Origin of the sequence: Streptosporangium jomthongense, assembly GCF_042650425.1 — a bacterium.
GTDB lineage: Bacteria > Actinomycetota > Actinomycetes > Streptosporangiales > Streptosporangiaceae > Streptosporangium.
In genome coordinates this window covers 42,933-54,978 of the sequence record NZ_JBHSBC010000008.1, presented here as the reverse complement: position 1 = coordinate 54,978, position 12,046 = coordinate 42,933, and the positions used below count along the sequence as shown (strand labels likewise).

Here is a 12,046-nt window from a genome sequence, read left to right as displayed (position 1 = left end):
ACGTTCGGTGACGTCGAAGGTCCTGGCGATCCTGGGCGCCTTCGACACCGGCCATCCCCATCTCAGCCTCTCGGAGGTCTCCCGGCGCAGCGGGGTACCGCTGGCGACCGCGCACCGCCTCGTGGGCGAGCTGGTCGCCTGGCAGGCGCTGAGCCGTACGGCAGACGGCCGCCTGCGGATCGGGCTGCGGCTGTGGGAGCTCGGCCAGCTCGCGCCGGGCAGGCTGCAGGAGGTCGCCCATCCGTGGCTGCAGGAGCTCTACGCCGACACCGGTGAGAACGTGCACCTGGCCGTGCGGGACGGCCTTGAGGTGCTCTACGTCGACAAACTGCACGGCAGGCGGGCCGTGCGGCTGGTCTCCAGGACGGGAGGCCGGCTGCCGATGCATCCGACGGGGGTCGGCAAGGCCCTGCTGGCCCACGAGCCCGAGTGGTTCCAGGCCGCCTATCTGGGGCGTGAGCTCGAACGGCCGACTCCGCGCACGATCGTCGAGCCGGGGCGGCTGGCCCGGGAACTGGCCACGGTGCGCGCCCAGGGGTACGCGCTGACGTTCGAGGAGATGAGCCTGGGCTCCTGCTCCGCGGCGGCGCCGGTGCTCGTCGACGGCCACGCGGTCGCCGCCGTCGGGATCGTCCTGTCCTCCCGGCGGGCCAGAGGACTGCAACGCCTGGTCGAGCCGCTGCTCAGGGTGACCGCGGGGATCGCCCGCTCCTACTCCGGGATCCCCCCGCAGGACTGAACCCCGCGCGCGCCACGGCGAGACGGTCACCCCAGGACCACCCTGGTCCCGCCGGGGGTCCCGCCCGGGTACGGCCCGGCGGCCAGGCGCAGCAGCAGGAGCGCGATGTCGTCGCTGCGGTGGCTGGTCTGCTGGGCGTGTCTGATCAGGGTGCTCGCCACCTCCTCCAGGGGGCGTTCCCCGACGCGTTCGAGTTCGACGGCCAGGTCGGCGAGCGCCTCGTCGATGTCGACGCCGGGGGTCTCGACCAGGCCGTCGGTGTAGAGGGCCAGCGTCGAGCCGGGCTCCAGCGGGATCTCGGTGTGCGGGTAGTCAACGGAGTGGTCGATGCCCAGCAGCAGCCCGCCGGGGACCTCGACCACCTGTACCCGGCCGTCCGGCAGGCGCATCAGCGGCTGGGGGTGCCCGGCGCGGGCCAGGCAGGCCAGGTTCCTGCGCAGGTCGAGCCGCAGGTAGACGCAGCTGGCGAACAGGCCTGGGTCCAGGTCGACCAGGAGGTGGTTGGTGCGGGCCAGGACCTCGCCGGGGTCGGCGCCCGCGGTGGCGTAGGCGCGAACCGCCGTGCGCACCTGCCCCATGAGGGCCGCCGCGGTGACGTTGTGCCCCTGGACGTCGCCGACGACGGCGGCGACGGTGTCGTCGGCGAGGCCGATGACGTCGTAGAAGTCGCCTCCGATGTCCATGTCCTCGGTGCCGGGCAGGTAGCGGGCCGCGGCGCTCAGCCGGGGCAGCCGGGGAAGGGCGTGCGGGAGCAGGCTCTGCTGCAGGGCGTGGGCGAGTTCCAGCTTGGCGTCGTAGAGGCGGGCCCGTTCGAGGGCCTGGGCGATCAGGCCGCCGAGCGCGGTCAGCAGGGCGCGTTCCTCGACGGTGAAACGGTGGTTCCTGGCGAAGGCGAGCACGCAGGTGCCGACGGACCGTCCCGAGGCGATCAGCGGCAGGAACGCCCAGGAGGCCATGCCGTCGTCCACGGCGACCTCCGGGCCGTAGACCTCGTCCAGCTCCTCCTGGGAGCCGAAGAAGCTGGGCACCCCGGTGACCATGGTCCGCACGCTCGGGGTCGGCGAGGTCAGCGGGAGGCCGTCGTAGTGCTCCCTGAGGTGGGGCGGGTAGCCGCGGTCGCCGACGACGCTCATCCTGCCGTCCTCGGCGACCATCAGCGCCATCCCGTCACCGCCGAAGGCGGGCATGAGCCGGTTGGCGACCAGGTCGACCACGTCCTGCACGCTGGCGGCCTTGGTGAGCGTGCTGGCCAGATGGAGGATGTGGTAGAGGGCGCCGACCCTGGTCGGGAGGGTCAGGCCGGCCTCGGCGACGGGGCCCGGCGAGCCGGTCTCCAGGGGCTGGACGGGCATGTCCGCCGCCTCGACCATGGCCGGGGAGATGCGCATGGTCACCCCGTTGAGCGCCGGGTAGAGCTCGAAGGACAGCCAGCGGTCGGGCGGGCGCAGCGCGACGAACGAGGCGGCCTGCTGGCTGATCATGGCCGCGCGGTAGCGGTCCTCGTAGACGGGGTCGTTCAGCCAGGGCACCCGGGTCCACGGGTGGGAGCCGAGCAGCCGGGCCGGGAGCATGCCGAGCAGCGCGGCGGCCCGAGGGGTGACGAAGGTGACGCGGCCTCCCGCGTCGAGCCCGCAGATGCCCTCGGGAAGACGGTCGGCGACCGCCGCGATCACCTCGGCGGGCTGCATGCTGGGGGCGGGCAGCACGCGCGGTTCCAGGCCGGGGCGCAGCCTGCGGCCCTGCCTGTCGGCCTCCTCAAGCCCCCGCGCCATCTCCGCGGCGGCGCGCAGAAGGCGTTCGCGCTCGTCCTCGGACAGCTCGCACGAGTGCGTGCCCGCCCACAGGGCGAACATCCCCCCGTAGACGGTGCCATGGACGGCGCCGGAGACGGTCGCGGCGCCGAGCAGCGGCACCGCGGCGAGGGAGAACTCGTACGGCATGACCAGCGCCGCCCCCGGGTAGACGCGGGCCATCTCCTTCTCGTCGCCGACCCACACCAGCCGCCGGTGGCGGATCGCGTCGGTGACCGGCATGGGCATGGCCATGCTCATCCGCTCCCAGGGGCGGATGAAGTCGCGGGGCGCCCCCTTCATCACCGCGAGTTCCAGCACGTCGGCGTCCGGCGCCAGCAGGTAGACCGCGCCCAGGTGGGCTCCCACGCTCTCCAGGGCCTTGACCAGGTCGTCGGCGAGCGCGTCGAGGCCGCTCCGCGGGGAACGGCCTTCGAGGAAGGTGGGGTACTCGGGCACCATCAGCGCCTCATCTCCGGCGACCGGCCCGCGGACGGCCGCGCTCCCGGGCCGTGCCCGCCGTCACGTGCCGGTCCGCCCGCCCTTGGCGGACGGACGGGAGGGAAAGCCGCGCCATCCAATAACACGCCTTAATCCGCATATATGGACGATACTCCCCTTGACCAGGGGGTTTGGAGAGGCGCATTCCCAAGCTTGCCCCTGCCCGCTGATTTTGCGGCCCGCCGACGACGTCCTGACGCCGCGACGAACCTCCGGCGACACGCCATTCCAAAGAATGGAACGCGTTTACCGGATATGGCGCGGTTCACATGGTCCACATGGCCATACCTACAGATATGGTCAAAAAAGAATCATGGTACGAAAAATCATGAAGATCGCACTATCCATCGCCCCGCCGTACGGCGAGGCGTCCGACAGCGGTTCCGCCGCCGAACCCAGGGGGTGCCCTCCGTCCATGGACGAACCCGTCAACGACCACACCGGCCCCGACGACCTGCCGAGGCTGCCCTTCGACCGGCGGGACCCGCTCGACGTCCCGGCGGCGTACCGCGCGTTGCAGGCCGATGAGCCGGTGGCCCGGGTGCGCACCGCGACCGGCGACGTCGCCTGGCTGGTCTCCGGCTACGAGGAGGCCAGGCAGGCCTTCGCCGACCGGAGACTCGGCCGTTCCGCGCCCGACCCCGACCGGGCGGCCAGGATCTCCAACTCGGTGATCCTCGGCGGCCCGATCGGCGACATCGAGACCGAGAAGACCCAGCACGAGCGGATGCGCAGGCTGCTCACCCCCGCCTTCTCCGCCCGGAGGATGGCCGCCCTGGCCCCCCACGTCCAGGAGCTGGTGGACGGCCTGCTCGACCGGATGGCCGAGGGGCCGCGCCCGGCCGACCTGCGGCAGGTGCTCTCCCTGCCGCTGCCCGTACTCGTGATCTGCGAGCTGCTCGGCGTGCCGTACGGCGACCGCGAGCACTTCAGGGCACTGGCCGAGACGATGACGGACCTGACGGACCGGGAGCGCTCGGCCGCCGCCCTGACCGAGCTCGGCGAGTACACCAGGAAGATCATCGGCGCCAAGCGGGAGAACCCGGCCGGTGACGTGTTCTCCGACCTCGCGACCATGGACGCGCCCGACGAGGAGATCGCCACGCTCGCCGCCGGGCTGCTGTTCGCCGGACACGAGACGACCGTCAACCGGATCGACTACGGCGTACTGCTGCTGCTGGCCAACCCCGGGCAGCGGGACGCCCTGATCGCCGACCCCTCACTGGTGAACACGGCCGTCGAGGAGATCCTGCGGGTGGCCGCGCCGGGCAACCACGGCATGCCCCGCTACGCGCACGAGGACGTGACCGTCGGAGGGGTCACGATCAGGCGCGGCGAGGCGGTGGTCATCAGCACGACGGCGGCCAACCGTGACGCGCGGGTCTTCGCCGACCCCGACCGCTTCGACGTCTCCCGGGACACCGACGACCCGCACCTGGCCTTCGGCTACGCCGCCCGCTACTGCATCGGGGCGAGCCTGGCCAGGATCGAGCTGCGCGCGGTCTTCGGCACGCTGTTCCAGCGCTTCCCCACACTGGCGCTCGCCGTGCCCGCCGAGGAGCTCGTCACGCGGGAGAACTCGCTCACCGGCGGCTTCGAAGGCATCCCCGTCACCTGGTAGCGGTCACCGGGCAACGGCGGTTGACCCCGTCGAGCCGTTCGGTGAGGCCGCCGCGGTCGAGGTGTTCGAGCAGGGGCACCGCGACCCGGCGGCTGGTGTCCAGGGCCTGCCTGGCCTGGCTGACCGTGAAGGGCTGGGGCAGGCGGGCCAGCAGCCGCGCCGCCGCCGTGTCGGCGCCGGGCAGCAGCACGATCCCCTCGGCGATCCGCAGCAGCATCCCCGCCCGTACGGCCGCCGCCAGCTCCCTGGGGCCCAGCCCCAGCTCCGCCAGGCGGCCCGCCTCGGGCGCGAGGAACGGCCTGGCGGACAGTTCGGCGCGCAGCCGGGAGACCGCGCGGGCGACCGGCTCCGGCAGGCCCGGGGGCGGCCCGCTCACGATCCGCCCGCCCGTGACGGCCAGCGGCGGCCGTACCAGGGCGGCGTCCAGCCTCCGGTCGGGCAGGCCGAGCGCGTTCCTGGCCGCCTCGACCGGCATCCCCGGCTCAAGCGGACGCCCGGCCGCGTGCCGTGCCACCGTCTCCGCCAGCCGTTCGCCCAGCCACGACCAGTGGGCGGGGTCGGCGTACCAGTCGCCGCACACGGGCGCGCCCTCCGGGACGCACCCCATGGCCAGCAGGTCCGCCCCGCGCAGCAGCCGGTGTGTGCGCAGCAGCTCCCCCGCACCGGGCACCGTCCCCGCCCGCCCCGTGCCCGCCTGCCCTGCGCCCGCCAGTTCGGCCGCCCGCAGGCGCGCGGCGCCCCTGCGGCGCAGCGCGGGCGGGCGCACGTCGAGCACGCTCGCCCCGGCGAGCACCCGCACCTCGGCTCCATCCCCCCCGACGCCCTGCCCCGTGGCCCTGCCCGGGTCGCGCAACAGCAGCACGTCCCCCACGTGCAACGGCAGCGGCCCGGCCAGGCGCAGCCGTACGAGACCGTCGCCGAGCGGCCTGACCGCGCACACCACGGCCGCCGAGCCGATGTGCGCGGTCAGCCTGCCCGGCAGGACGCTCTCCTCGCCCGTGCCCCCCACCGGCGAGAGCCGTACGTCGGCCAGGTCGGTCATGGTCCACGCGCCGGGGGTGAACAGCGCCCGGCCCCGCTCCGGGGCGCCGCCGCGCAGGTTGACCGCGACCCTGGCCACACCGGTCACCGAGGTCACCGGCTCCTTCAGGCACTCCAGCGCCCGCACCCGGGCGAGGCCGCCGCCCAGCGCCAGCTCGTCCCCGACGGTCACCCGGCCCGCGGGCAGCGTCCCGGTCACGACCGTGCCGCTGCCGCGCACGCTGAAGACCCGGTCGATCCACAGCCGCACCGGCGCCTCGGGGTCGGGCGCGGGCAGCCGGGAGACCAGCCGGTCGAGTGCCTGCCTCAACGCGCCGAGCCCCTGCCCCGTGTGCCCGCTCACCGTCAGCGCCTCGACCCCGGTCAGGCCCGCCGCCGCGAGTCTGGCCCCGGCCTCATCCACCACCGGTGCGGCGTCGGCCAGGTCGGCGCGGGTCACCGCGAGCAGGCCGTGCCGTACGCCGAGGGCCTCAAGCGCGACGAGGTGCTCCTGCGACTGCGGCATCCAGCCCTCGTCGGCGGCGACCACGAACATCACCGCCGGAACCGGCCCGACCCCCGCCAGCATCGTGCCGAGGAAGCGCTCGTGCCCCGGGACGTCCACGAAGGCCAGGCGTTCCCCGGAGGGCAGCGTCGTCCAGGCGTATCCCAGCTCGATCGTCAGCCCCCTGCGCCGTTCCTCGGCCAGCCGGTCGGGCTCCATCCCGGTGAGGGCGCGCACCAGAGTGGACTTGCCGTGGTCCACGTGGCCCGCCGTGGCGACGACCTGCATCAGCCGACCGCCCCGAGGACCGCGTGGGCCACGTCGCCGTCCCGCTCCCCGGGGACGGCCCTGAGGTCGAGCAGCAGCCGCCCCGCCTCGATCCGCCCGACGACGGGCGGCTCACCGGTCCGCAACGGTACGGCCAGCCACTCGGGCAGGCTCACCGCGGCGCTCGGCAGCCTCACGCCGGGGGCGCCTCCCCCGCCGACGGTGGCCAGGCTCGGCACGGCGACGGCGTCGATCCCGGCCCCCGACAGCTTCTCGGCGAGCACCCGGGCACGGGCGCTCAGCGTGGCCGGGTCCGCGCGCAGCGCCCCGATCACCGGGGGCTCGGGACCGCGCAGCGTCGCCTCAAGGGCGGCGAGCGTCGTCTTGCCGACCCGCAACGCGCGGGCCAGCGGGTGCCGCCGGCAGCGTTCGACCAGGTCGGGGCGGCCGAGCAGCAGACCGGCCTGCGGCCCGCCGAGCAGCTTGTCGGCGCTCGCGGTGACCAGGCCCGCCCCGGCGGCGAGCGCGCTCGCCGCGTCCGGCTCCTGCGGCAGCAGCCGTTCCCCGGTGAGCAGCCCGGAGCCGATGTCGGCCACGACGGGCACCCCCAGGCGGGTCAGCTCCCCCACCCCGACGGAGCCGGTGAAGCCCTCGACGCGGAAGTTCGACGGGTGCACCTTGAGCACGAAGCCCGTCTCCCGCCCCACGGCCCGCTCGTAGTCGGCGTAGACGGTGCGGTTGGTCGTGCCCACCTCACGCAGCCTCGCACCGGTCGAGACGAGCAGGTCGGGGATGCGGAAGCCGTCCCCGATCTCCACCAGCTCACCCCTGCTGATCACGATCTCCCGGCCCGCCGCCAGCGCGGTCGCCGCCAGCACCAGGGCCGCGGCGTTGTTGTTGACCACGTGCGCGTCCCGCGCGCCGGGCACCGCGGCGACGAGCGCGTCCAGGGCGCCCCGTCCCCTGCGGGCCCTGACCCCGCTCGCCAGGTCGAACTCCACGTCGGTGTATCCGGCGGCGGCCGTCGCCGCCTCGGCCGCGGCCCGGGACAGCGGCGCCCTGCCGAGGTTGGTGTGAACGATCACGCCGGTCATGTTGAGCACGGGCCGCAGGCTCGCCGCGTACGGCGGAAGCCCCTCCACGGCCGCGTCCGCGACCCGCTCCGGCTCGATCCCGCCCTGCCGGGCCCGTGACTGCGCCCGGACGACCGCCTCCTTGACGACCGTCCTTCCCAGCCGGCCCTCGGCCGCGACGAGCCGGGGGTCGGCGAGCACGGCGTCGGTACGCGGCACACGCCGACGTTGGTCCATCTCCCGACCATAGGTCGCGAACATACCGAAGCCGAAGCCGACGGGCCGTTGAGTCCGCTTTGGGACGGTGAACGTTTCACCACGACATACAGGTTTCGCCTTCTACGAAACCATCAGAAAATGCCGTCCCTTTTGACGTTGTTCACTTTCCTGCGGGATATCGGCGGCGAACGGCCCGTTCCGATGGGGCGAATCCGGAGTCCTGCCGGGAACATCCTTCCCCGGCCCGCGGGCGTCCTCCGGGGCGGCCCCTCGTCAGGGCAGGACCAGCTCCCGCACCTTGACCGCGACCAGCGCGCCGGTGTAATCGACCCGGACCGGGATCCTGTCCTTCAGCAGTTTCCGCAGGTGGGCCGAGGAACACTTCCTGGTGCCGTAGGCGCTCCTGTCGGAGGTGTCGTACGGATAACCGGCCGAGGGCCTGCCGCACGTCCTGTTCACCTGGCGGAAGTCCAGCCTCCCGGTGTAACGGATCGTGAGAGGGGCTCCGGCCTTCCTGCCCAGTTCCCACGCGAGCAGGCCGCTCTCCCCCACCTGGCCGCGGACGGCCCTGCGCGGGGTGATCGAGAAGGCCGAGTTCCCCGACCGTACGGCCCAGCCGTACACGACCCTGTTCCCGGCGTGCCCGGCGTGCCCGGCGTTCCCCGCCTTCGGCGCGGCGGCCTGGGCCGCCCGGGTCGTGAGCTGGGCGGTGGCGGGCGGGACCACGGTGAACAGGACGGCGAGGCCGGTGGCCGCGCCGAGCAAGACCGATCTCATCTCTCTCCTCGTCATGATCCCGGCACCCGGCCGTCGAGCCGGACGCCGGAGGGCTGTCCTTGGGACCTACGGGTGCTCACGCGTGAAAGGCGCCGGGAGTCCCGGAGGCCGGTGAACCCACGCATCGTCTGACAGACCCCGCCCCGGAAAAGTTCTGAACACCGATGAATCGTGTCTTTTCGGGCGTCGTTTTCCCCTGACGACGACGGCCCGCATCCCGCGTGACGGGCCCGGCCGCCGTTCCGCCAAGCATGTCCGCGTGAGTACGCGACGATCGATCCAGCCTGCCGGAGACCCGCGGTACAGCCCGCGCCACCGTCCCGCCCCGCCGTACGTCGGGAAGGGCGTGAACCTTCCACGGCGCGGGAGCGACGAACCAGGTGACCGATCCCCGAGACGGAGGCCGCCGATGTCAGCACCTTCAGCCCCGGGAACACGCCTGAGACTCCTCGGCGTGCTCCTCCTCGGCGTCGCGGTGGGGGTGGCGCTGTCCCTCACGGCGAGCCTGCCCCGCTCCGAGGTGCTCCACCGTGACGCCCAACCGGCCACCGTGGCGTACGACGACGGCTCGGCGCACCTTCTGGCGCTGGTCCGCAGGAGCACCCTGCTGGGAGAGTCCCGTGAGATCTTCGTCGGCCGGGACCCCGGTCTCTCCTACGGCCACCGGGTGGGCCTCGGGGCGTTCGCCGCCTCGGTACGGACGACCGAGTGGACGGACGCCGGGGTGCGGGTGTTCTTCGACACCGGGCACGAGTTGTTCGTCCCCGCCCGCTCCTTCGTCGGCGGCCGGTGACCCCGGACGGCCACCGCCCGAGACCACAGGCGGCTCCGGGCGGTCAGCGGCCGAGGCGGGCGGTGACGAGGTCGGTGAAGCCGTTGGCGAGCAGGATGACGGCGATCGCGGTCAGCAGGATGCCCGCCACCCGGTCCAGGAGCATCGCCCCCTTGAGCGAGATGCGCCGCTGGACGTGCCCCGACAGGTAGAGCGTCAGCCCGGTGACCGCGGCGAAGCACAGTGCGGCGACCGACAGGGCGAGCTTGTCCCGCACGGTCGAGGCCTCCGCCGAGGCCGCGACGCCGAAGGCGAAGGTGGTGCCGCCCACGGTCAGCGGGAAGCTGAGCGGGGTGAAGAGGATCGACTTGGGGTCCGGCGGGGGCTCGGGCGAGGGCGCGATCTCCGGCCTCTCCTGTTCCTGGAGCCTTTCCAGCTCCTCGACGGCTCCGGCCTTCCCGCGCATCAGCGGGATGGCGGCGTACGCCAGGGCGATGCCTCCGGTGGCGGTCAGCGCGGCGGTGCTGATGCCCAGCAGCTTGAGCAGCGGCTCCCCGACCCACAGGGCCGCCAGGACGAACACGGCGACGTTGAGGGCCAGCCCGGCCGCCAGCCGGTTGACCTGGCCGCCGCCGTACGGCCGGACGATCGGCAGGTAGGACGCCAGGGCCGCGACCGGGCTGTAGAGGCCGAACAGCGCCAGGAACAACACCAGTGCCGGATGCGTCATCGCGGTCCTTCCCGAGAGGCTCTCGTGGTCAGACCGGGTCGCGCAGGATCGGGCAGGTCATGCAGTGCCCGCCTCCCCTGCCCTTGCCCAGCTCGAACCCCTCGATCTCGATCACCTCGACGCCGTGCTCACGCAGCTTGCGGTTGGTGAACTCGTTCTTGTGGTACCCGACCACGACCCCGGGCTCCAGGGCGACGAAGTTGCTGCCGCTGTCCCACTGCTCCCTGGCCCGCTGGTAGTCGTCGCCCCCGGTGGGGATGATGTCCAGTTTGCCGATCCCGAGGGCGTCCTCGAACGCGGCGGCCAGGCCCGGCTCGCGGTGGACCCGTACGGCGGTGCCCCGTCTGTCGGCGGGCCGCAGCGAGTGGACCTCGGCGTTCTCGACGACCGGCGGGTATCCGGTCGCCTTGTCGACGTCGAGCAGCGTGAAGACCGTGTCCAGGTGCATGTAGGAGCGGCTCGGCGGGATCTTGACCGCCAGCACCCGGGTCGCGGCCCCGGCGGTGAACAGCTCCTTCGCCAGGTGCTCGACCATGACGGGGCTGGTGCGTTCGCTGACGCCGACGGCGACGACGCCGTTGCCGATGGGCATCATGTCGCCGCCCTCCATGCAGGCGTGCCCGAAGTCCTCCTCGTCGAAGCGGCCGTCGTCGCCCATCGGGGGGTACCAGTAGGCGAAGCCGTCGTCGGCGAACATCGGGTGGAAGTGGTAGACGATGCTCTGGTTGATCGTCTCAAGCCGCCGGGCGTGGTAGTAGAGCGGGTTGAGTGAGACGCCGCCGTACAGCCAGGCCGAGGGGTCGCGCTGGTAGAGGGAGTTGGGCAGCGGCGGCAGGATGAACGCCCCCCGCTCGGCCATCGCGGCGACCAGGGAGCGCACGTCGAAGCCCTCACGCCCGGCCTGCACGGCGGCGGCGAACTCCTCCTTGGTCAGCCCGCCGATCAGGTGTTCGGCGAGTCTGACCCCGCTCCACGAGGCGAGTTCCGAGCGGACCTCGTCGACGAGGGACGGCCCGACGGTCAGGTGGGTGACCGTGCGCTCGACCGCGTGCCGTTTCGCCTCGGGGGCGGCTTCGAGCGCCTCGGCGAGCAGTTCCTGGTGGTAGAACACCTCGATGCCCCGCCCGCGCATCATCCCGACGAACGCGTCGTGTTCGATCTGGGCGCGGCCGACCCAGAGCACGTCGTCGTAGAGCAGCTCGTCCTTGTTGACCGGGGTCAGCCGTTTCAGGCTCAGGTCGGGCCGGTGCACGATCACCTGCCGCAGCGTGCCGACCTCGGAGTGGACCCCGTACCTCGTGCTCACCGTGTCCCCCTGTCGCTGCCGGTCGCCGTCGGCAACTGCCGGTCGCCGTCGAAGTGGCCGTTCGCGCCACGGCGAACTCACGGGGGACAAACCACAACATCTCCCATCGTTCCCCTGCTTGCCCCAGGGCAACCACGGGGGACCGGGTCAGTTCCCGGCGTCGAGGACGTAACCGGCCAGCTCACGCGCGGAGGCCGCGGAGCCCGTTCCCGGCCTGGTCGCCCCCGCCGCGAGAACACCGTCCACGAGCAGGAGAAGCTGGCCGGCGGCGTGCTCGGGCCGACGGTGTCCCAGCCTGACCAGTTCGTCCTCGAACAACCCGCGCACCCGTTCGCGGTAGTCGCGGGTCACGGCGTGGGCGGGATGACCGGGGTCGGCCAGCGCGAGGTCGGCGGCCAGGTAACGGCACCCCCGGAAGTCCGGCCTGCCGACGATCTCGGCGAGCCGGTCGAAGACGGCCAGCAGCCGGGCGCGGGGATCCTCCCCCGCCGCCCGCATCGTCCGCCGGTAGTCCTCCTCGTCCTCGGCGGTGGTGCGCCGCAGCACCTCGGCGATCAGCCCGTCCTTGCCGCCAAAGTGCTCATACAGCGAGCGGCGCGCCACGTTCGCGGCCTTCAGCAGGGCGTCGACGCCCACCCCGACCCCCTGGGTGTAGGTCAGCTCCCCGGCCGCCTCCAGGAGACGTTCGCGGGGGCCGGGTCCGGTTCGTGTCGTCATGGGGACAGC

At 73.1% G+C, this 12,046-nt stretch carries 10 protein-coding genes; 3 read left to right on the top strand and 7 right to left on the bottom strand.

The genetic code is table 11. The annotated features are described in order from the left end of the window. Positions 1 to 7 precede the first annotated feature (7 nt). Entirely contained in the window at positions 8 to 739 is a 732-nt protein-coding gene (locus ACFOYY_RS08185; protein WP_352012675.1) for an IclR family transcriptional regulator, read from the top strand. Positions 740 to 765: 26 nt separating this feature from the next. Here the strand turns inward: ACFOYY_RS08185 and ACFOYY_RS08180 are convergent, their stop codons facing one another. Further along, positions 766 to 2,991, bottom strand: coding sequence for a SpoIIE family protein phosphatase (locus ACFOYY_RS08180; RefSeq protein WP_386189036.1), 2,226 nt, complete (start codon positions 2,989 to 2,991; stop codon positions 766 to 768). Positions 2,992 to 3,358: 367 nt separating this feature from the next. On the opposite strand from ACFOYY_RS08180, the gene ACFOYY_RS08175 reads away from it, so the two are divergent. Further along, a complete protein-coding gene (locus tag ACFOYY_RS08175) occupies positions 3,359 to 4,651 on the top strand; it encodes a cytochrome P450 (RefSeq protein ID WP_386189034.1) in 1,293 nt (430 codons plus the stop codon). Here the strand turns inward: ACFOYY_RS08175 and ACFOYY_RS08170 are convergent. From ACFOYY_RS08170 to ACFOYY_RS08160, 3 genes are all read right to left on the bottom strand, one after another. Continuing rightward, positions 4,641 to 6,464 carry a SelB domain-containing protein gene (locus ACFOYY_RS08170; RefSeq protein ID WP_386189032.1) on the bottom strand — a complete coding sequence of 608 codons (1,824 nt, stop codon included), beginning with the start codon at positions 6,462 to 6,464 and terminating at the stop codon, positions 4,641 to 4,643. The genes ACFOYY_RS08175 and ACFOYY_RS08170 overlap by 11 nt on opposite strands. Continuing rightward, positions 6,464 to 7,753: an L-seryl-tRNA(Sec) selenium transferase gene (gene selA, locus ACFOYY_RS08165; protein WP_386189030.1), complete on the bottom strand. Its 1,290-nt coding sequence runs from the start codon at positions 7,751 to 7,753 to the stop codon at positions 6,464 to 6,466. Before selA ends, ACFOYY_RS08170 begins: the two co-directional genes overlap by 1 nt. Before the next feature lie 255 nt (positions 7,754 to 8,008). Beyond that, positions 8,009 to 8,512 (bottom strand): hypothetical protein, encoded by a 504-nt coding sequence (locus tag ACFOYY_RS08160; RefSeq protein WP_386189028.1) that lies wholly within the window; start codon positions 8,510 to 8,512, stop codon positions 8,009 to 8,011. Between the two features lie 409 nt (positions 8,513 to 8,921). Here ACFOYY_RS08160 and ACFOYY_RS08155 point away from each other — a divergent pair, with 409 nt between their 5' ends. Beyond that, positions 8,922 to 9,305, top strand: coding sequence for a hypothetical protein (locus tag ACFOYY_RS08155; protein ID WP_386189026.1), 384 nt, complete (start codon positions 8,922 to 8,924; stop codon positions 9,303 to 9,305). Between the two features lie 43 nt (positions 9,306 to 9,348). Here ACFOYY_RS08155 and ACFOYY_RS08150 read toward each other — a convergent pair whose 3' ends face one another. From ACFOYY_RS08150 to ACFOYY_RS08140, 3 genes are all read right to left on the bottom strand, one after another. Continuing rightward, complete coding sequence (locus tag ACFOYY_RS08150; protein WP_352012682.1) at positions 9,349 to 10,014, bottom strand: MarC family protein; 666 nt, start codon at positions 10,012 to 10,014, stop codon at positions 9,349 to 9,351. Between the two features lie 28 nt (positions 10,015 to 10,042). After that, entirely contained in the window at positions 10,043 to 11,320 is a 1,278-nt protein-coding gene (locus tag ACFOYY_RS08145) for an arginine deiminase (protein ID WP_386189024.1), read from the bottom strand. 147 nt (positions 11,321 to 11,467) lie between these two features. Beyond that, positions 11,468 to 12,037: a TetR/AcrR family transcriptional regulator gene (locus ACFOYY_RS08140; protein WP_386189022.1), complete on the bottom strand. Its 570-nt coding sequence runs from the start codon at positions 12,035 to 12,037 to the stop codon at positions 11,468 to 11,470. Positions 12,038 to 12,046 lie beyond the last annotated feature (9 nt).